Source organism: Agrococcus jejuensis, assembly GCF_900099705.1.
Classification (GTDB): domain Bacteria; phylum Actinomycetota; class Actinomycetes; order Actinomycetales; family Microbacteriaceae; genus Agrococcus; species Agrococcus jejuensis.
In genome coordinates this window covers 1,129,817-1,146,715 of sequence record NZ_LT629695.1, presented here as the reverse complement: position 1 = coordinate 1,146,715, position 16,899 = coordinate 1,129,817, and the positions used below count along the sequence as shown (strand labels likewise).

Here is a 16,899-nt window from a genome sequence, read left to right as displayed (position 1 = left end):
ACGTCACGAGGTCTCGTGACGCGTGCTCGCTGCGCTCGCGCGCTCCTCGACCAGCTGCTGGGGTGTCCGCCCCCGCATCCCACCGGGGCTAGCGTGGATGCATGCCCGAAGTCGCCGTCCGCCATGCCCGCACGGGCGACGTCCGCGCCATGCGCGACCTCATCGAGCCGTACGTGCAGCGACGCATCCTGCTGGGCAAGGAGCTCGTGACGCTGTTCGAGGCGGTGCAGGAGTTCGTGGTCGCCGAGGTCGACGGCCGCGTCGTCGGCTGCGGCGCGCTGCACGTCATGTGGGAGGACCTCGGCGAGATCCGCACGATCGCCGTCACCGACGACGTGCACGGCAAGGGCGTGGGCCACGTCATCCTCGAGGCGCTGCAGGCGCGCGCCGCCGACCTGGGCCTCACGCGCCTCTTCTGCCTCACGTTCGAGACCGACTTCTTCGGCCGCCACGGCTTCGAGGCCGTCGCGGAGGAGATCGTGCCGCCCGACGTGTTCCAGCAGCTGCTGCGCTCGAACGACGACGGCATCGCCGAGTTCCTCGACCTGGCGCACGTGAAGCAGAACACGCTCGGCAACACCCGCATGGTGAAGCGCCTCTAGAGCCCTGTCGCCGCCTACCCTTGGCAGGTGACGACGGATCGGGAGCGCAGGCGGCGGCAGGCCGTCGCTCGTCGACGTCGCACCCTCGCGCTGCTGACGCTGCTCGTGGTCGCGGCCCTGGTGGTGATCGCGCTCATGTGGCGGCCGTGGGATGCGTCGGGCGACGCATCCGCCGATCCCGCGCCCAGCGCATCCACGACGCCCTCGCCGACCCCCACGCCGACGCCGAGCCCGACCGACGCGCCGCCGTACACGCCGATCGGTGGCATCCCCGAGGAGGGCGACGGCTCGGCCGCGTGCACGCCCGAGCAGCTGCTCATCACGCCCATCACCGATGCGGTGACGTACGCGGCGGGGCAGCAGGTGCAGATGTCGTTCCAGATCCAGAACGTGTCGGGCGACCCGTGCAGGCTCAACGTGGGCACGACGCAGCAGTCGTACCAGGTGCGCACGGGCGACCAGGTCGTCTACCGCTCCGACGACTGCCCCGTCGACGAGGTCGACCAGATCGTCGAGCTCGCGCCAGGCGTGCCGCAGCGCACGCTGCCGGTCACGTGGGACCGCACGGCCTCGTCGCCCGAGACGTGCGCGTCGCCGCGCGAGCAGGTCGTCGGCGGTGGCGCGAGCTACCACCTGTCGATCACGGTCTCCGGCATCGCGAGCGCGTCGGAGCAGCAGGTCATCCTGTACTAGCGCTGACCTCGGAAACACTGGGCAGCACGGGGCCCGGTCGCAGATGGTCCGCAAACCGCGCGCGCCAGGTCCTCCGCCGCGGCGCGCGTGCGGTCCTCTGCGGTCCTCTGCGGTCGGCGAGAGGTGGCTACGTGTTGAGCGTGATCGTTGGCGTCGAGTGTCCGAGCGCACGCTGCACGATCACGACGTCGCAGCCGGCGGCGATGAGGCCGGACGCGTAGAGGTGCCGGAGGTCGTGGTGCGGCAGTCGCGCTCCCAGGATCTCGGCGGGGTGGTGTCCTCTAGCATGACCGCATGGCTGATGACGCTCGCTCTAGCAAGCGCATCAGGCTGACCGGCGAGCGCTTCAAGGGTGGCCGGCTCCCGGTCGATTCGCTGGTCGAGCTACAGAAGTACCAGGCGGCTGTTCGTCTCGTGGCCGAGCAGGAGTGGATGCGGGACCACCCGAAGGAGCCCCTGCCTCCCGGGTTTGACGATTCCCTCGCGCTCACGATCGAGCGCATCGAGGACGGCAGCGCCGACGTCTTCCTGGCCTTCGAACAGGTCTCGGAGCACCGCGAGTACATCGAGCAGGCTCAGGACGCCGTCGATGAGCAGATCGCCGCGGCCTACTCGGGTCAGTCGCTCCCGGACTTGCCGCCTGGGTCTGCCTACGAGATCCGAAGCGCGATTGCGGAGATCGGATCGACTCTCGCGCCCGATCAAGCCATCGAGTTCTATGTCGAGCTCGAGGGCGAGCCTGCGGTCGCCGTCGAGATCACCCCGGTGACGCGCGAGGATGCGGGCGGGCGACTCGTCCTCAGCGACGACTTCTTCGAAGCGCCCACGTTGGCAGTCGCTGTCGAGGTGGACCCCAAGCAGATGACCGTGGTGGGTCGAGTAACGCGGATCGACGCCGACAAGCATCGATTCACGCTCGACACGGATGCCTACGGTCCGATCCTCGCCCACTACAAGACGGCGCCGGAGACGCTGGCCGACCTGAAAAAGGTTCTCGACGAGGCGGAGCAGGGGCCGCTGACTCGCGTAACGGGCGAGATGCGTTTCAAGGCGGGTGAGCCTTGGCGATTCTGGGAAACGACCGCGGTCGACGTCGTCGAGTTCGACGACACGGAGGGAGGCGTGGCCTTGTCGGGCTTCGCGACCCTCGTGGACGGTTGGGCTGGTGGCCGCGGTGTCGCGATTACTTCCGACGCGCTCGAGGCAGCGCACTCGCTGCTGCGTCTACTGCCTGAGGACGACCCCACTCGGACGATGGCACCCACTCCCGAGGGTGGAGTGCAGTTCGAGTGGATCAGCAACGAGGGGATCCGCGCCGTGGAAGTCCTCGATGATGGCTCCTTCGAGCTCTTTGAGATGCGCGCGAACGACCGCGTCGGCACCCTAAGGCCCGAGCGGAACCGTCGTGCTGTCGCCGCCTTCGTGACTGGAGAGACTTCGTGACCGACGTCGCGCTGCAGCTCGGTGAGGGCGAGACGCTCGTTCCCGACGGCGAGTTGGTCCTGCGGCAGATCTGCGGATGGATGCTGCAGGGCGGTGCTCTGCAGACGAGCGCATTCGGGTCAAGCACTGCAGACGCGGGGATGCCGTCGTACTCGCGCGAGAGCGTGGCGTCAGCGCAGGATGCCCGGGACTGGCACAACGAGCACGCAAAGAGTGAGTCGATCGCTGTGATGGGCCTCACCGTTGCTGAGATCCTCGAGGAAGAGGTGTTCGTGATCGACGACACCGCGGCGCCGCTCGAGCCGGACGAGATCCGCGCACCCGGTCACTGCTTCATCGACTACCGCGAGACGCCCAAGGTACTCGAGCGCTCGATCCGGTTCCGGCTCTTCCAGAAGGCCACCGAGCGCGGCCTGATCCCCACGGTCGATCAGGCCGAGGCGTCGACCTTGTTCTGATGTTCGCGATGTCCCGCGACGAGGCGATCCGCGGGCCGCTCGCGTGCTGGAACGTGCGGCAGTGCGCATCGCGCACGAGGACGCCGAGCGCGCCGCTCAGTCCGCAAGGAGTCCGCAGCATCAGTGACGAAGGGTCGTTCCTGCTCGTAGCCCACAGGGCCACGATCCGCGTCATTCCGGGGATCGTGGTCCTTCTTGTTGCCCGGCCGTCGGTGGGGGAGAGGTCATTCTCTACTGAGGTCGACTCGCTGCGAGAGCGAGCCGCTTCCCGGCAGTCGAAACCCGGGCGGAGTCTGTGGGCGAAAAGTCGGCGGTACGGTGCTCCCCGTCAGGCTCCGAGATCGATCAGTAGCCGAAGGAATGGCGGCGGAGGTAGTCGATCAGGAGCTGCAATCGCTCAGGGTCGTCCTGGACGTGTCCCAACGCGAGGTTGCACGGCTGGCAGAGCAGGGCGCGTACGTTGCCGGTGGCATGGTCGTGGTCGACGGAGAAGCGCTGCTCCCAGCCTTCCCACTCCAGACCGCACGCGTTGCAGCGACCATCCTGATTGGTCATCATCTGCCGGTAGCGCTCGATGCTGATGCCGTATCGGCGTCGAAGCTGCAAGTCACGGGCCGCGTCCATGCAGGGCTCGCAGGTGCATCCCTTCCGCCGCGAGTAGACGGTTCCGTGACGACGTGGGCGGGGCATGCGGTTCTCCGGCATCCTTGGGTCGGCTCGGAATCTCAGATCGCAGCGGGCGGCTCGGTCGTGGGAGGGGCGACCGTCGAGTCCGCGATGCTCGTCGCCACGGTCTCGGAGCCACGGGTCTGGGTCAGCATCTGCTTGACGCCGTGCAGCACGATGCTTCCGACGACGGCGGGGACGAAGAACGCTCCGCAGAATGCCGTGAGGCCGATCCAAACCGGCGAGGGGCCGCCGTACCCATTGCTCGCGACGGTGGCGAACAGGAAGATCAGCGTTCCGATGACGGAGAGGGCGATGATCCACCCGAGGGCGGACGTGTGCTCGAGTGGCTTCATGCCTCGAAGGCTACGCGGTGTCGCATCAACCGAACCTGAGTGCGGATTCGGTGGCCGCGTGCGCTCGGGGCTACCGAATCCGTCGTCCTGGGCGTATGCTGCCACGACATCCATCGTGAAGGAGCATCTCGGATGAGCGATCCGCAGCAGGTCGAGACCGTCGAGGCCGACGTCGTCGTGATCGGAGCCGGCGTCGCCGGGCTCTCTGCAGCCACGAGGCTGGTCGAGGCGGGGCACGACGTCGTCGTGCTCGAGGCTCGCGAGCGCGTCGGCGGTCGCCTCTGGACCGACACGATCGACGGGGCGATGCTCGAGCTCGGCGGCCAGTGGGTGTCGCCCGACCAGGACGCGCTGCTCGAGACCCTCGAGACCCTCGGGCTCGAGACGTTCTCGCGCTACCGCGACGGCGACTCCGTGTACGTCGACGAGTCGGGGGAGCGCATCCGCTTCACCGGCGAGCAGCTGCCCGTCGCCGAGGCGACCGTCGCCGAGATGGAGCGCCTCACCGTGCTGCTCGACGAGCTCGTCGCCGAGATCGGCGCCGACGCCCCGTGGGCGCACCCGAAGGCGCGCGAGCTCGACACCGTCTCGTTCTCGCGCTGGCTCGAGCAGCAGTCCGACGACGAGGTCGCCCGCCGCCACATCTCCCTCTTCATCGGCGAGGCGATGCTCACGAAGCCCGCGCACGCCTTCTCGGCGCTGCAGGCCGTGCTCATGGCCGCATCCGCGGGCTCGTTCTCGAACCTCGTCGACTCGGAGTTCATCCTCGACAAGCGCGTCGTCGGCGGCCTGCAGATGGTGCCGCTCACCCTCGCCGCGAACCTCGGCGACCGCGTGCGCACCGGCACGCCCGTGCGCCGCCTCGAGCACTCCGACGCCGGCGTCGTCGTCACGTCCGACCGCGTCGTCGTGCGCGCCCGCCGCGCCATCGTCGCCATGCCGCCGAACCTCTTCGGCCGCATCGACTACCAGCCGCCGCTGCCGCGCCGCCAGCACCAGCTGCACCAGCACCTGTCCCTCGGCCTCGTCATCAAGGTGCACGCCGTCTACGAGACGCCGTTCTGGCGCGCCGATGGCCTCTCGGGCACAGCCTTCAGCCCCTACCGGCTCGTGCACGAGGCGTACGACAACACGAACCACGAGGATGCGCGCGGCACGCTCGTCGGCTTCGTCTCCGACGAGCACGCCGACGGCGTCTTCGCCCTGCCCGCCGAGGAGCGCAAGGCGCGCATCCTCGCGGACCTCGCCGAGTACTACGGCCCCGAGGCCGCGAACCCCGTCGTCTACTACGAGTCCGACTGGGGCACGGAGGAGTGGACGCGCGGCGCGTACGGCGCCTCGTACGACCTCGGCGGCCTCAGCCGCTACGGCGCCGACCAGCGCACGCCCGTCGGCCCCATCCACTGGGCCTGCTCCGACTTCGCCGGCCTCGGCTTCCAGCACGTCGACGGCGGCATCCGCTCGGGCTGGGCCGCCGCGGCCGACGTCGCCGCAGCGCTCGCCTCGACCTCGGCGGGCGTCGGCTCGTGAGCGGCCAGATCGCGGCGCAGAAGGTCGCCCAGAAGGGCCTCGCCAGGGGCTCGGTCGGCCTCGTCGGCGCGGTCGTCATCGGCATCTCGTGCATCGCCCCTGCGTACACGCTCACGGCGGCGCTCGGGCCCACGGTGTCGGCGGTCGGCTCGCAGGCGCCCGCGATCATCCTGCTCGGGTTCATCCCGATGCTGCTCGTCGCGTTCGGCTACCGCGAGCTCAACTCGGTCATCCCCGACTCCGGCACGTCGTTCACGTGGGCGACGCGCGCCTTCGGCCCGTACGTGGGGTGGATGGCCGGATGGGGCCTCATCGCCGCGACGATCCTCGTGCTGTCGAACCTCGCCGGCATCGCGGTGGACTTCCTGTACCTGCTCATCGCGCAGATCACCGGGGCCTCCGAGATCGCGGCGCTCGCGACGAATCCGCTCGTCAACGTCGTCACGTGCCTCGCGTTCATGGCAGCCGCGACGTTCATCGCGTACCGCGACATGCAGACGACGCAGCGCGTGCAGTACGTGCTCGTGGGCTTCCAGGTGCTCGTGCTCGTCGTGTTCGCGATCGCGGCGTTCGTGCACGTCGCGAACGGCACCGCGTTCGACGCGACGCCCGTCTCGCTGTCGTGGTTCGACCCGTTCGCGGTCGACTCGGTCTCGGCGCTCGTCGCGGGCCTCTCGCTCTCGATCTTCATCTTCTGGGGCTGGGACGTCACCCTCACGATGAACGAGGAGACGAAGGACCCCGAGAAGACGCCCGGCCGCGCCGCGACGATCACCGTCGTCGTCATCGTCGCGCTGTACCTGCTGCTGACGATGGGGCTCCTCGCGTTCGCGGGCACGGGCGAGGGCGAGTTCGGCCTCGGCAACCCCGACATCCAGGACAACGTCTTCTTCGCGCTCGCCGGCCCCATCCTCGGCCCGCTCGCGGCGTTCGTGTCGCTCGCGGTGCTGTCGTCGTCGGCGGCCTCGCTGCAGTCGACGTTCGTGTCGCCGGCGCGCACGTTGCTCGCGATGGGCCACTACGGCGCGCTGCCGTCGCGGTTCTCGGAGGTGTCGCGCTTCAAGACGCCCGGCTACGCGACGCTCGTCGCCGCGATCGTCGCGTCGGTGTTCTACGCCGTCATGCGCTTCGTGAGCGAGAACGTGCTGTGGGACACCATCACCGCCCTCGGCATGATGATCTGCTTCTACTACGGCCTCACCGCGTTCGCGACGGTCTGGTACTTCCGCACCACCTGGTTCGCGTCCGTGCGCAACGTGTTCTTCCAGCTCGTCTTCCCGCTCGTCGGTGGCGTCGTGCTGGGCGTGCTCTTCGTCACGACGCTCGTCGACTCGATGGACCCCGACTACGGCTCGGGCTCGTCGATCGGCGGCCTCGGGCTCGTGTTCGTGCTCGGCGTCGTCGTGCTCGTGCTCGGCGCGATCGTCATGGTGGTGCAGCGCATCCGCGAGCCCGGCTTCTTCCGCGGGCAGACGTTGGATGCGGGCACCGCCACGGGCATGATCGACACGGAGGTCACCTCCCAGGGCGTGCAGGACTGAGACGTCTCGAGGAGCGGGTCGGCTCCTCGGGCACCCGGGCCACGGCTCCGCAGCGATCTCCCGTCGCGCGGACCGTGGCCCACTCTCGTGTCGCGCTCCTGCGTTCTGCAGGCGATTCCGCCTCTGGAGGGGAATCTTCCCTCAAGACCCGGAATCGCCTGCGAAACGCAACGTCCGGGTCGGGTGGCTTGCGTTGTGCAGGCGATCAGGGGTGGCAGAGGGGCATCTTCCCTCCGCCCACCCGGATCGCCTGCAGAACGCAACGGAGCGCCTGCCAGGAGGGGGCCGAGGCTTCCGACGCCGTCGCGGGCACTCGGGCGCTCAGCCCCGACGCCCGCGTCAGAACTCGCGCACGCCCACGGGCTCGCGCAGGGCATCCGACAGCAGCGTGATCGTCTCGACGGCGCCGCGCAGGTGCACCGCGGAGTCGTCGAGCACGTGCTCGTAGCCGAGGCGGCGGGCCTCGGCGACGCGCTTCGAGGATGCGGATGCGGGTCGGATCTCGCCCGCGAGCGACAGCTCGCCCACGGCGACGAGGCGTGCGGGCAGCGGTACGTCGCGCACCGACGACACGATGGCGAGGGCGATCGCCAGGTCGACGCCCGGCTCGCGCAGGCGCATGCCGCCGACGGTCGACACGTAGACGTCGCGCTCGCCGAGCTTGAGGCCGACGCGCTTCTCGAGCACGGCCAGCAGCATCGCGACGCGCGACGAGTCGACCCCGTTCACGACGCGGCGCGGGTTCGGCGCCGTCGACGTGACCGTGAGCGCCTGGATCTCGACGGGGATCGCGCGGCGACCCTCGAGCGCGACCGTGACGCACGATCCGGAGTCGGGTGCCGTCTGCCGCGAGAGGAAGAGGCCCGAGGGGTCGGGCACCTCGGCGATGCCCTCGCCGGTCATCTCGAAGCAGCCGATCTCGTCGGTCGGGCCGAAGCGGTTCTTCGTCGCGCGCACGAACCGCAGCGCCGTCTGCCGGTCGCCGTCGAAGTGCGTGACGACGTCGACGAGGTGCTCGAGCACGCGCGGACCGGCGATCGTGCCGTCCTTCGTGACGTGGCCGACGAGCAGCACGGGGATGCCGGTGGTCTTCGCGAGGCGCGTGAGCGCGTTCGCGACGTCGCGCACCTGGCTCGGCCCGCCGGCGATGGCGTCGTTGTCGGCGTTCGAGACGGTCTGCACGGAGTCGACGATCAGCAGGTCGGGCTCGACGGCGGCGACCTGCCCCATGATCTGCGCGAGGTCGGTCTCGGCGATGAGGAAGAGGCGATCCTGCAGCGCACCCGTGCGCTCGGCGCGCAGCCGCACCTGCGCCACCGACTCCTCGGCGCTCGCGTACAGCACCTTCCGCCCCGACTGCGCGGCACGGCTCGCGACCTCGAGCAGCAGCGTCGACTTGCCGACGCCCGGCTCACCCGAGCACAGCACGGCGGCGCCGGGCACGATGCCGCCGCCGAGCACGCGGTCGAACTCGCCGATGCCGGTCGCCCAGCGCGGCGCATCCGACACGTCGATCTCGGTGATCGGGCGGGCGATGCGCGACGCGGGGATGCTCGCAGCCTTCACGCGCTCGGCAGCCTGCGCGCCGACCTCCTCGACCGTGCCCCACTGCTGGCACTCGCCGCAGCGGCCCACCCACTTCGCGGCCTGCCAGCCGCACTCGGAGCAGCGGAAGCGCGCGTCGGTCTTGGGCATGCTCCCGACGGTACCGGCCGCCGCCGACACCGCCGTTCGCACCCGACGTTCTGAGGATCTCGGCCCTTTCCGATGTCAGAAGGGGCCGAGAACCTCAGAACGTCGCGGCGCGTAGGGTGACGACATGCTCGTGGTCGGATCGATCGTCATCCGCGTCGCCGACCTGCACGCGCAACTCGCGTTCTGGACCGCCGCGCTCGACTACGTCGCCCGCGAGCCGATCGACGTCGACTTCGCGCTGCTGCGCTCGCGATCGGGCGCCGGCCCCAACGTGTCGCTCGACGCGCATCCGAGCGAGCGGGTGCTGCCGCCGCGCATCCACCTGGACCTGTACGCCGAGGATCAGCGTGCGGAGGTCGCCAGGCTCGAGGCGCTCGGCGCCGAGGTCGTGCCATGGGACAAGCAGCCCGACGACGCCGACTACGTGATCATGCAGGATCCCGAGGGCAACCGCTTCTGCGTCATCGACGCCGCCGGGTGGGACGGCTTCGTGCGGCACCGCGTCGCGCGCGCCTGACCGCCCAGCCGCATCCCGCTAGCGTCGAACGATGGCCGACACCACCGTGCGCACCGCGACCGTCGACGACGCCCGCGCGATCTCGATCGTGCAGGTCGAGACGTGGCGCTCGGCCTACGCCGACCTCATGCCCGAGGCGCTGCTGCGCCGCATGGACGTCGACCGCAACGCCGAGCGCCGCGCCGAGACGTGGGCCGAGCGCCACCGCGACCCGCGCGTCGTCGACCTCGTCGCCGAGCGCGGCGGCGACGTCGTGGGCTGGGCGTGCGTCGGCCCGACCGACCAGGACGACCTGCCCGGCCACGGCCAGCTCTTCGCGATCTACGCGCTCGCCGCGACGTGGTCGTCGGGCGTCGGCCACGCCCTCGTGCAGGAGGCCGAGCAGCGGCTGCGCGACGGCGGCTTCGACCGCGCGTGCCTGTACGTGCTCGACGGCAACGACCGCGCCGCCGGCTTCTACGAGCGCCACGGCTGGCGCGAGGACGGCCACACGTGGATCGACGAGCGCTTCGGCTACGGCGGCGTGCTCGTGCCGCTGCTCGAGCGCCGCCGCATCCGCGACCTGGGGGAGGCGCTGTGACGCTCGCGTTCCGCGACGCGACCGTCGCCGACGCCGCGGCCGTCGCGCGCATCCACGTCACCGCCTGGCGGCAGGCGTACGCGGGCCTCATCCACCAGCCCGTGCTCGACGCCCTCGACGTCGCCGACCGCACCGCGTCGTGGACCCGCTGGCTCGAGCGCTCGCTCGCGGGCGAGGGCACCGATGGCGACGTGCGCCACGCGATGCTCGTCGCCGAGCGCGACGGCGAGGTCGTGGGATGGGCGACGTACGGCCCCGCGCGCCGACGCGAGCGCGATGGATGGGGCGAGCTCGCCGGGTTCTACGTCGACCCGCTCGCGGCGCGGTCGGGGATCGGTCGGGCGATGATGGCCGAGGTCGAGGCGCGGCTCGCCGCAGCCGGCTTCGAGCGCGCGTACCTGTGGGTGCTCGAGGGCAACGCACCCGCCGAGGCGGCGTACTCGCGCTACGGCTGGGAGCCCGACGGCGCCACGCTCGACGACCCCGACACCGACCCCACGCGCACCCTCGTCGACCACGCGCGCGTGCGCATCCTGCCCGCGCCCTGACGGCTCGCGAGGCCGCCGTTTTGGGGGAGCGGCCCCGACGTGTGTATTCTCGTCGGCGGTGACGTGTCCGAGCGGCCGAAGGTGCAACTCTCGAAAAGTTGTGTGGAGTAACCCTCCACCGTGGGTTCAAATCCCACCGTCACCGCCACGAAGAAGCCCCGACCAGCTGGTCGGGGCTTCTTGCATGTGTGGGCTCGGGTCAGACGCCGAGCTCGTCGAGCGCGTCCTCGAGCGTCTCGAGCTCGCCCGACGGCTCCTCGCCGTCCTCGGGCACCATGAGCACGCCGTAGCCGTCGCCGACGGGCACGATGAGCCCGACGACCTCGCCGCCGACGACGACCTCGAGCACCGCATCCGCGCCGCCGTCGAGCGTGAAGGCCGAGGCCTCGTCGTCGTCGCCGCTCGTCGCCGCCTCGTAGGCGGCCTCCGCCTCGGGGGCTCGCAGCAGCACGTCGGTGCCGCGGTGGTCGATCTCGAGCGCGGTCTGGGCGACCGCCTCCACGAATGCGTCGTCCAGGTCGGTCATGCCTCCACCCTCTCGCGAGTGCGGTCGGCGTCGCCGACGGCGCACCGAGCGATGCTGTGAGGATGTTCGTCTGCGATGTGCGCTCGAGGCGGCGCTGCGCATCGCTCCGCGCGGGCTCGAGGCCTCAGCGCTCCTCGTCGGGATCGTCGCCGAGCAGCGCCCGCCGCGCCCGCTCGCGCTCGGACGCGTCGATGCGGCCCGAGAAGTAGGCGTCGTCGATCTCGGAGAGCCGCTGCTCGAGCGGCACGTCGTCGGGTGCGACGGGGGAGGGCGGCCCGGGCAGCGGCGTCTCGGCCGACGGCTGCGACCACGGCCGAGGCGGCAGCGGCGGGGCGCCGTCCTGCAGGTCGCGGTTGCGGCGCATCGCCATGATCATGCTCACGATGCCGACGACGCCGGCCGCGACGACGACGAGCATGATCACGGTGCTCGCCCAGGCGGGCAGCCCGGGCGCCGGCACGAGGATGAGGGGCATGCGTCCCACGGTACGCGGCCGCTACCGCGGCGTCTCGACGAGCGCGACGTCGCGCACCGCACCGTCGTCGACCGTGAGCGTCATGACGGTGCCGACCGGCTGGCGGCGGCGGTCGGTCGGGGATCCGGGGTTCAGCAGCCGCAGGCCGGATGGGGCGGTCGAGTCCCAGGGGATGTGCGAGTGCCCGAACACGAGCACGTCGGCAGGCGCGTCGGAGCCGGGCCCGAACCGCTCGTCCATGCGGCGCTCGCGACCTGCGGAGGCTCCCGTCTCGTGGATGACCGCGAACCGCACTCCCTCCACCTCGACGCGCGCGACCTCGCCGAGTCGCGCCCACAGCTCGGGGCCGTCGTTGTTGCCCGCGACGCCGACGAGGCGAGCGGCGCGAGCCGAGAGGGCGTCGAGCGTGGCGACGTCGACCCAGTCGCCCGCGTGCACGACGACGTCGACCGCATCCACGAGCGCCCACACCTGCTGCTGCAGCGCCTTCGCCCGCGCGGGCAGGTGCGTGTCCGACAGCAGCAGCATGCGCGTGGCCATGCGGCCAGTCTGGTGGGTGCGCGCCCGTAGGCTTTCAGGCATGAGCACGGCCCCGATCTCCGCACGCGTCCCCGACCTCGGCGAGTCCGGGCTGCCGGATGCGGTCGCGGGCGTCGCATGGCGCCGCCCGACGATCGCGGATGCGCCGGCGATGCACGCGGCGTACAACCTGTCTGGCCGCGTCGACCACCCCGAGTTCCAGGTGCCGCTGCAGGAGGTGCTCGACGACTTCGAGGCGAGCCATGTCGACGTCGCCCAGGACTTCGTCGTGGGCGAGCGCGACGGCGAGATCGTGGCGATCGGCAGCGCCGTCATGCCCGACGGGCAGGTCGACGTGCGCCGCGTGTACCTGGCGGGCACCGTCGTGCCCGAGGCGCGGCGGCAGGGCATCGGTGCCGTGCTGCTCGCGTGGGAGGAGCGGCGAGCGGCCGAGCGCCTGCACGCGCACGGCGACTCCGAGCTGCCTGCGCAGATCCACACGTACACCGAGGCCGACTCGGCGGTCGTGCCGTTCCTGACGGGCGTCGACTTCACGATCGCCCGCTACTTCACCGACCTGCACCGCGACCTGTCGCAGCCGATCGTGCCGATGGACGACGGCGGCCTCACGATCGTGCCGTTCACGCCCGACCTGTTCGAGGCCGGCCGCATCGCGCGCAACGACGCGTTCCGCGACCACTGGGGCTCGCAGCCCACGACGCCCGAGCGCTGGGGTCGGTTCACGAACCGCGACGTCATGCGCTCCGACCTGTCGGCCGTCGCGATCGAGGGCGACCGCATCGTCGGCTTCTGCCTCGCCGAGCACGACCCCGACGACGCCGAGGTCGCCGGCTACTCGTCGGTCTACATCGCGCTCGTGGGCGTCGTGCGCGACCACCGCGGGCAGGGCATCGCCCCGCGTCTGCTCACGCGCACGCTCGAGGCGGCGCGGGATGCGGGGCTCGAGAAGGCGGTGCTCGACGTCGACTCCGAGTCGCCCACCGGCGCCGTCGGCCTCTACGAGCGCCTCGGGTTCACGACCGCGAAGCAGACCGTGGTGCTGGAGCGCGCCTGGTGAGCCCGAAGGGGCGCGCGCCGCGGCCCGCCCGACCCGGGCGGCCGGGGGCGAAGCGCGCCCAGGGGGCGGGCGCTGCGAAGCGGGCGAGGCCGAAGCCCGCGCGCCGCGCGGCCGAGGCTGCGCCCGCATCCGAGCCCGTCGCGCTCGAGCCGTTCCGGCTCCGATACGTCGAGGGTGCGACGCCGGCGAAGTGGATCCGCGCGTGGGTCGACCGCATGCCGCAGCGCCTCGAGCACGAGCTCGTGGCCGAGGAGCAGCAGCTGGATGCGCTGCGCGCCGGCGAGGCGGATGCCGCGATCGTGCGCCTGCCGATCGACGAGGCCGGCCTGCACGTCGTGCGCCTCTACGACGAGCGCGCGTTCGTCGTCGTGCCCGAGGACCACGCGGCGGCGGACCTCGAGTCGGTCGTCGTCGCCGACCTCGCCGACGAGTCGATGATCGCGCGCGGCACGATGACGTGGTCGGAGCTCGTCGAGGTCGTCGCGTCGGGTGCGGGCATCGCGCTCATGCCGCAGTCGCTCGCGCGCCTGCACCAGCGCCGCGACGTCGCCTCGCTGCCCGTCGCCGACCTGCCGCCGACGACGGTCGCGCTCGTGTGGCGGTTGGAGCGCGACGGCGACGACGTGCAGGCGCTCGTCGCGATCACGCGCGGCCGCTCGGCCCGGTCGTCGCGCTAGGCGAGACGCTTCGTCCCCAAGACCGCTCGGTGAGGTGCGAGCGCAGCGAGCCTCGAAGCGAGCCCCACCGGCGCCGTCCTCGCCGCATCGATTGGCCACTTCCTGCGTCGATTGGCCACCTTCTGCGTCGATTGGCCACCTTCTGCGGTGGCGCGCCGCTCATCGGTCCACACGTGGACCAATCGAAGCTGCCGCCAGCCGTGACGGCGGCCTCCGTCAGCCCGGCAGCACCCGATCCAGGAACGCCACGACGTCCTGCAGCTCGTCCTGCACGATCGAGTGCCCCATCGGGTACTCGTGCACCTCGACGTCGGTGTGCGCCCGCATCCACTCGATCGTGCGGGTCGTCGCCTCGCGGGCGATCATCTCGTCGGCCGATCCGTACGCCTGGAACGCGGGCACGCGCGGCTCGGCGGCGGCGAGCGCCGCATCCCCGGGGGCCGTGCCCGCGAACGAGAAGCCCGACAGCTGCACGACGGCGGCGAAGCGCTCGGGCGCGTGGCGCAGCAGCTGCAGCGTCATGGCGCCGCCCTGCGAGAAGCCGAGCAGCGTGACCGAGCGGAACTCGTCGCCGAGCCCGTCGAGCCACGCGAGCACGCCGCGGGCGGATGCGTCGATGAGCGACGAGTCGGTCGACATCTGGCTGCCGGCGGCGTACCAGGCGAAGCCGGGGCCGTACTGCAGCGGGGCGCGCAGCGCGGCGATGGTGAGGCGGTCGGGCAGGAACGGCGCGAGCGCGAACAGGTCGCCCTCGTGGCTGCCGATGCCGTGCATGACGACGAGCAGGTCGCTGCCAGGGCGGCCGTCGGCGCCGTCGCGCCACAGCACGGCGTCGGCGTCGATCGGATGCGTCGCGCGTGCGGCGTCGGCGCTCACGCGAGCGACTCCACGACCTTGACGACGCGGCGGGCGCGGGTGTCCTCGGCCTTCGCCGACTCCACTTGGCGCACGTGCTCCTTGCGCTTCGACGGCGACTGCGCGTCGAACGCGGCCCGCACGCCGGCGGCGTCGAGGGCGGCGGCGAGGTCGTCGGGCACGGGGGTGTCGCGGCTCGACGTGTCGTGCTCGAGCGTCACGGCGTGCTCCTCGCCGCCGGCGACGCCCGCATCCTCGCGGATCTGCGCCGACACCGGGATGAGGTACCTCCCGCCCATGACGGCGATGGTCGACGGGTAGACGCAGCCGTTGAGCGTGACCGTGACGGGCACGCGCTTGCCGACGCCGAAGCCGAGCACGACGTCCTCGGGCACCTCGATGCCGACGTTGTTGCCCTGGGTCAGCAGGGTCGTGGTGAAGGTGGGCATCCCCGCTCCTCTCGCGCGCACGCGGCGCTGTCGGCGCCAGCATAGGCGGCACGCGTTGCCGCCGGGTGACGTGGGATGCGGTGCCTGGCTGGCTCGAGGGGTCACGTTCGGCGATGACTGGTCGCAGTTGCACCGCACTGGTCGCAGCTTCGGTGCAACTGCGACCAGTCATGCGTGCATCTGCGACCGGTCCCGTGCATCTGCGACCAGTCCCGCCGCGACGCGACCGCATCCGCGCGCCGCGAGCGACATGACGGCCCGCGACGCCCGCGGGATGCCACGATGGAGGCATGTCCGTGCGCACTCCCGACCGCAATCCCGGATGGCTGAGCGACGACGACCTCGCCGACGCGAGGCGCCGACTGCCGATGCTCTACGTGGAGGCCGTGCCCGTGCGCCTCGACGGCCAGGGCCGCGTCACCGACGTCGGCCTGCTGCTGCGCGTCGGCGCCTCGGGCGGCATCGCGCGCACGATCGTCTCGGGCCGCGTCATGCACGGCGAGACGCTGCGCGACGCGCTCGACCGGCACCTCGAGAAGGACCTCGGGCCGATGGCGTTCCCGCAGCTGCCGCCGTGCCCGACGCCGTTCCACGTCGCCGAGTACCTGCCGATCCCGGGCGACGGCATGTACCACGACGACCGGCAGCACGCCGTGTCGCTCGTGTTCATCGTGCCCGTCACGGGCACGTGCGAGCCGCGGCAGGATGCGCTCGAGCTCACGTGGCTCTCGCCCGACCAGGCCGCATCCGAGCTCGTCACCTCCGAGATGGAGGGCGGCCGCGGCGCGCTCGTGCGCACGGCCCTCGCGCACCTCGGCGCGCTGCGCTGACGCTTCGCCTCGTGGGGCGTGCCTCGTTGCGAGGTGCGCCTCTCCTGCTGAGGTGCGCCGAGAGCCGCACCTGAGCAGGAGAAGCGCACCCCACAACGACTCCCGCGCGTCCGTGACGCTGCGTGACATGCGGATGCTCGGCGCCGCACCGTGCGCGCGTACGCTCGCGATCGTGTCCGCCGACTACCAGATCCAGTTCGAGTGGGGCGTGCAGGCGCTGCGCGCCCACCCCGCCGACGTCGTGATCGTCGCCGACGCGGATGCGGGCGAGTCGGGCGACGCGCTGCGCGCCGCGGATGCGGGCCTCGTGCTCGCCGCGACGCTCGAGACGGCCGACGAGATCGCCGAGATCGTGCTCGTCGAGCAGACGCGGCTCGGTCGCCGCGCATCCATCACGATCGCCGCCGCCGGCGACGCGTGGCCCGACGGCTCGCTGCGCGTGAGCGTGGCCGACACCCTCGTCGCCGGCCGAGTCGTCGACGCGCTCGCCGATCGCGGCATCGACTTCCACTCGCCGCAGGCCGCCGTCGCGTGCGCTGCGGCGGTCACGCTGCGGGGCGCCACGGGCCACCTCGTGCGCGCGGAGCGTGCGACGCGCGAGGTCGCGGCGACCGCCTGACGTCTCGGCGCCTCCCGCGTGCTGCATGCCGGACGCCGATTGGTCCAGTTGTGGACCAATCGACCGGTGCGCACCTACGGGAACTGGCCAATCACCGCACGAAGTGGCCAATCACCACACGAAGTGGCCAATCGACCTGGGATCGGCGACTTCCGCCACCGATCGGCGACTTCGACCGTGTCCGACTCGCCGATCACCCTGGTCGAAGTCGCCAATCACGCCACGGGTCGCCGCCGACCAGC

The 16,899-nt window shown here is 71.5% G+C and carries 22 protein-coding genes and 1 tRNA gene; 14 read left to right on the top strand and 9 right to left on the bottom strand.

Features of this window, described 5'->3' with window-relative positions:
• Positions 1-101: 101 nt before the first annotated feature.
• Positions 102-602 (top strand): amino-acid N-acetyltransferase, encoded by a 501-nt coding sequence (locus BLQ67_RS05425; protein WP_092503158.1) that lies wholly within the window; start codon positions 102-104, stop codon positions 600-602.
• A gap of 27 nt (positions 603-629) precedes the next feature.
• Positions 630-1,295 (top strand): hypothetical protein, encoded by a 666-nt coding sequence (locus tag BLQ67_RS05420; RefSeq protein ID WP_092503156.1) that lies wholly within the window; start codon positions 630-632, stop codon positions 1,293-1,295.
• 127 nt (positions 1,296-1,422) lie between these two features.
• Here the strand turns inward: BLQ67_RS05420 and BLQ67_RS16830 are convergent, their stop codons facing one another.
• On the bottom strand, positions 1,423-1,500 hold the full coding sequence (locus BLQ67_RS16830; RefSeq protein ID WP_231945221.1) for a hypothetical protein: 78 nt from the start codon (positions 1,498-1,500) through the stop codon (positions 1,423-1,425).
• 89 nt (positions 1,501-1,589) lie between these two features.
• Here BLQ67_RS16830 and BLQ67_RS05410 point away from each other — a divergent pair, with 89 nt between their 5' ends.
• Together BLQ67_RS05410 and BLQ67_RS05405 are read left to right on the top strand one after the other, a co-directional pair.
• Entirely contained in the window at positions 1,590-2,738 is a 1,149-nt protein-coding gene (locus tag BLQ67_RS05410) for a hypothetical protein (protein ID WP_092503154.1), read from the top strand.
• On the top strand, positions 2,735-3,196 hold the full coding sequence (locus BLQ67_RS05405) for a hypothetical protein (RefSeq protein WP_092503152.1): 462 nt from the start codon (positions 2,735-2,737) through the stop codon (positions 3,194-3,196). The genes BLQ67_RS05410 and BLQ67_RS05405 overlap by 4 nt, the downstream gene beginning before the upstream one ends.
• 345 nt (positions 3,197-3,541) lie before the next feature.
• On the opposite strand, the gene BLQ67_RS05400 is transcribed toward BLQ67_RS05405, so the two are convergent.
• Entirely contained in the window at positions 3,542-3,820 is a 279-nt protein-coding gene (locus BLQ67_RS05400) for an endonuclease VII domain-containing protein (RefSeq protein ID WP_197674634.1), read from the bottom strand.
• 101 nt (positions 3,821-3,921) lie between these two features.
• The gene (locus BLQ67_RS05395) at positions 3,922-4,218 is read right to left on the bottom strand and encodes a hypothetical protein (protein ID WP_092503148.1); all 297 of its coding nucleotides are present in this window, start codon (positions 4,216-4,218) and stop codon (positions 3,922-3,924) included.
• Positions 4,219-4,350: 132 nt separating this feature from the next.
• On the opposite strand from BLQ67_RS05395, the gene BLQ67_RS05390 reads away from it, so the two are divergent.
• Positions 4,351-5,748: a flavin monoamine oxidase family protein gene (locus BLQ67_RS05390; RefSeq protein ID WP_092503146.1), complete on the top strand. Its 1,398-nt coding sequence runs from the start codon at positions 4,351-4,353 to the stop codon at positions 5,746-5,748.
• Complete coding sequence (locus BLQ67_RS05385) at positions 5,745-7,289, top strand: APC family permease (RefSeq protein ID WP_092503144.1); 1,545 nt, start codon at positions 5,745-5,747, stop codon at positions 7,287-7,289. The genes BLQ67_RS05390 and BLQ67_RS05385 overlap by 4 nt, the downstream gene beginning before the upstream one ends.
• A 339-nt stretch (positions 7,290-7,628) precedes the next feature.
• Here the strand turns inward: BLQ67_RS05385 and radA are convergent, their stop codons facing one another.
• Entirely contained in the window at positions 7,629-8,984 is a 1,356-nt protein-coding gene (radA, locus tag BLQ67_RS05380) for a DNA repair protein RadA (RefSeq protein WP_092503142.1), read from the bottom strand.
• Between the two features lie 124 nt (positions 8,985-9,108).
• Between radA and BLQ67_RS05375 the strand changes: the two genes are divergently transcribed.
• From BLQ67_RS05375 to BLQ67_RS05360, 4 genes are all read left to right on the top strand, one after another.
• Entirely contained in the window at positions 9,109-9,501 is a 393-nt protein-coding gene (locus BLQ67_RS05375) for a VOC family protein (protein WP_092503140.1), read from the top strand.
• 31 nt (positions 9,502-9,532) lie between these two features.
• On the top strand, positions 9,533-10,081 hold the full coding sequence (locus BLQ67_RS05370) for a GNAT family N-acetyltransferase (protein WP_092503138.1): 549 nt from the start codon (positions 9,533-9,535) through the stop codon (positions 10,079-10,081).
• Positions 10,078-10,629, top strand: a complete 552-nt coding sequence (locus BLQ67_RS05365; RefSeq protein WP_092503136.1) for a GNAT family N-acetyltransferase — start codon at positions 10,078-10,080, stop codon at positions 10,627-10,629. Before BLQ67_RS05370 ends, BLQ67_RS05365 begins: the two co-directional genes overlap by 4 nt.
• A gap of 57 nt (positions 10,630-10,686) precedes the next feature.
• Positions 10,687-10,777, top strand: a tRNA-Ser gene (locus tag BLQ67_RS05360).
• A gap of 51 nt (positions 10,778-10,828) precedes the next feature.
• Here the strand turns inward: BLQ67_RS05360 and BLQ67_RS05355 are convergent.
• From BLQ67_RS05355 to BLQ67_RS05345, 3 genes are all read right to left on the bottom strand, one after another.
• Positions 10,829-11,155 (bottom strand): hypothetical protein, encoded by a 327-nt coding sequence (locus BLQ67_RS05355; RefSeq protein WP_092503134.1) that lies wholly within the window; start codon positions 11,153-11,155, stop codon positions 10,829-10,831.
• A gap of 124 nt (positions 11,156-11,279) precedes the next feature.
• The gene (locus BLQ67_RS05350) at positions 11,280-11,630 is read right to left on the bottom strand and encodes a hypothetical protein (RefSeq protein ID WP_092503132.1); all 351 of its coding nucleotides are present in this window, start codon (positions 11,628-11,630) and stop codon (positions 11,280-11,282) included.
• Between the two features lie 21 nt (positions 11,631-11,651).
• Positions 11,652-12,170 carry a metallophosphoesterase family protein gene (locus tag BLQ67_RS05345; protein WP_092503131.1) on the bottom strand — a complete coding sequence of 173 codons (519 nt, stop codon included), beginning with the start codon at positions 12,168-12,170 and terminating at the stop codon, positions 11,652-11,654.
• A gap of 40 nt (positions 12,171-12,210) precedes the next feature.
• Between BLQ67_RS05345 and BLQ67_RS05340 the strand changes: the two genes are divergently transcribed.
• Both BLQ67_RS05340 and BLQ67_RS05335 read left to right on the top strand, forming a co-directional pair.
• On the top strand, positions 12,211-13,227 hold the full coding sequence (locus tag BLQ67_RS05340; protein ID WP_172802253.1) for a GNAT family N-acetyltransferase: 1,017 nt from the start codon (positions 12,211-12,213) through the stop codon (positions 13,225-13,227).
• Positions 13,224-13,904, top strand: coding sequence for a LysR family transcriptional regulator substrate-binding protein (locus tag BLQ67_RS05335; RefSeq protein ID WP_197674633.1), 681 nt, complete (start codon positions 13,224-13,226; stop codon positions 13,902-13,904). Before BLQ67_RS05340 ends, BLQ67_RS05335 begins: the two co-directional genes overlap by 4 nt.
• A gap of 216 nt (positions 13,905-14,120) precedes the next feature.
• Here BLQ67_RS05335 and BLQ67_RS05330 read toward each other — a convergent pair whose 3' ends face one another.
• Together BLQ67_RS05330 and BLQ67_RS05325 are read right to left on the bottom strand one after the other, a co-directional pair.
• Positions 14,121-14,780: an alpha/beta hydrolase gene (locus tag BLQ67_RS05330; protein WP_092503127.1), complete on the bottom strand. Its 660-nt coding sequence runs from the start codon at positions 14,778-14,780 to the stop codon at positions 14,121-14,123.
• Entirely contained in the window at positions 14,777-15,208 is a 432-nt protein-coding gene (locus BLQ67_RS05325; protein ID WP_092503125.1) for a YdeI/OmpD-associated family protein, read from the bottom strand. Before BLQ67_RS05325 ends, BLQ67_RS05330 begins: the two co-directional genes overlap by 4 nt.
• 290 nt (positions 15,209-15,498) lie before the next feature.
• Here BLQ67_RS05325 and BLQ67_RS05320 point away from each other — a divergent pair, with 290 nt between their 5' ends.
• Together BLQ67_RS05320 and BLQ67_RS05315 are read left to right on the top strand one after the other, a co-directional pair.
• The gene (locus BLQ67_RS05320; protein WP_092503123.1) at positions 15,499-16,038 is read left to right on the top strand and encodes an NUDIX hydrolase family protein; all 540 of its coding nucleotides are present in this window, start codon (positions 15,499-15,501) and stop codon (positions 16,036-16,038) included.
• Positions 16,039-16,210: 172 nt separating this feature from the next.
• Positions 16,211-16,657 carry a hypothetical protein gene (locus BLQ67_RS05315; protein WP_157674680.1) on the top strand — a complete coding sequence of 149 codons (447 nt, stop codon included), beginning with the start codon at positions 16,211-16,213 and terminating at the stop codon, positions 16,655-16,657.
• Positions 16,658-16,899 lie beyond the last annotated feature (242 nt).

Excerpts from the sequence above, each read along its gene's own strand:
- BLQ67_RS05425 (WP_092503158.1), top strand. The coding sequence starts at position 102 with ATGCCCGAAGTCGCCGTCCGCCATGCCCGCACGGGCGACGTCCGCGCC.
- BLQ67_RS05410 (WP_092503154.1), top strand. The coding sequence starts at position 1,590 with ATGGCTGATGACGCTCGCTCTAGCAAGCGCATCAGGCTGACCGGCGAG.
- BLQ67_RS05400 (WP_197674634.1), bottom strand. The coding sequence starts at position 3,820 with ATGGACGCGGCCCGTGACTTGCAGCTTCGACGCCGATACGGCATCAGC.
- BLQ67_RS05395 (WP_092503148.1), bottom strand. The coding sequence starts at position 4,218 with ATGAAGCCACTCGAGCACACGTCCGCCCTCGGGTGGATCATCGCCCTC.
- BLQ67_RS05390 (WP_092503146.1), top strand. The coding sequence starts at position 4,351 with ATGAGCGATCCGCAGCAGGTCGAGACCGTCGAGGCCGACGTCGTCGTG.
- radA (WP_092503142.1), bottom strand. The coding sequence starts at position 8,984 with ATGCCCAAGACCGACGCGCGCTTCCGCTGCTCCGAGTGCGGCTGGCAG.
- BLQ67_RS05375 (WP_092503140.1), top strand. The coding sequence starts at position 9,109 with ATGCTCGTGGTCGGATCGATCGTCATCCGCGTCGCCGACCTGCACGCG.
- BLQ67_RS05370 (WP_092503138.1), top strand. The coding sequence starts at position 9,533 with ATGGCCGACACCACCGTGCGCACCGCGACCGTCGACGACGCCCGCGCG.
- BLQ67_RS05355 (WP_092503134.1), bottom strand. The coding sequence starts at position 11,155 with ATGACCGACCTGGACGACGCATTCGTGGAGGCGGTCGCCCAGACCGCG.
- BLQ67_RS05350 (WP_092503132.1), bottom strand. The coding sequence starts at position 11,630 with ATGCCCCTCATCCTCGTGCCGGCGCCCGGGCTGCCCGCCTGGGCGAGC.
- BLQ67_RS05345 (WP_092503131.1), bottom strand. The coding sequence starts at position 12,170 with ATGGCCACGCGCATGCTGCTGCTGTCGGACACGCACCTGCCCGCGCGG.
- BLQ67_RS05340 (WP_172802253.1), top strand. The coding sequence starts at position 12,211 with ATGAGCACGGCCCCGATCTCCGCACGCGTCCCCGACCTCGGCGAGTCC.
- BLQ67_RS05325 (WP_092503125.1), bottom strand. The coding sequence starts at position 15,208 with ATGCCCACCTTCACCACGACCCTGCTGACCCAGGGCAACAACGTCGGC.
- BLQ67_RS05320 (WP_092503123.1), top strand. The coding sequence starts at position 15,499 with ATGTCCGTGCGCACTCCCGACCGCAATCCCGGATGGCTGAGCGACGAC.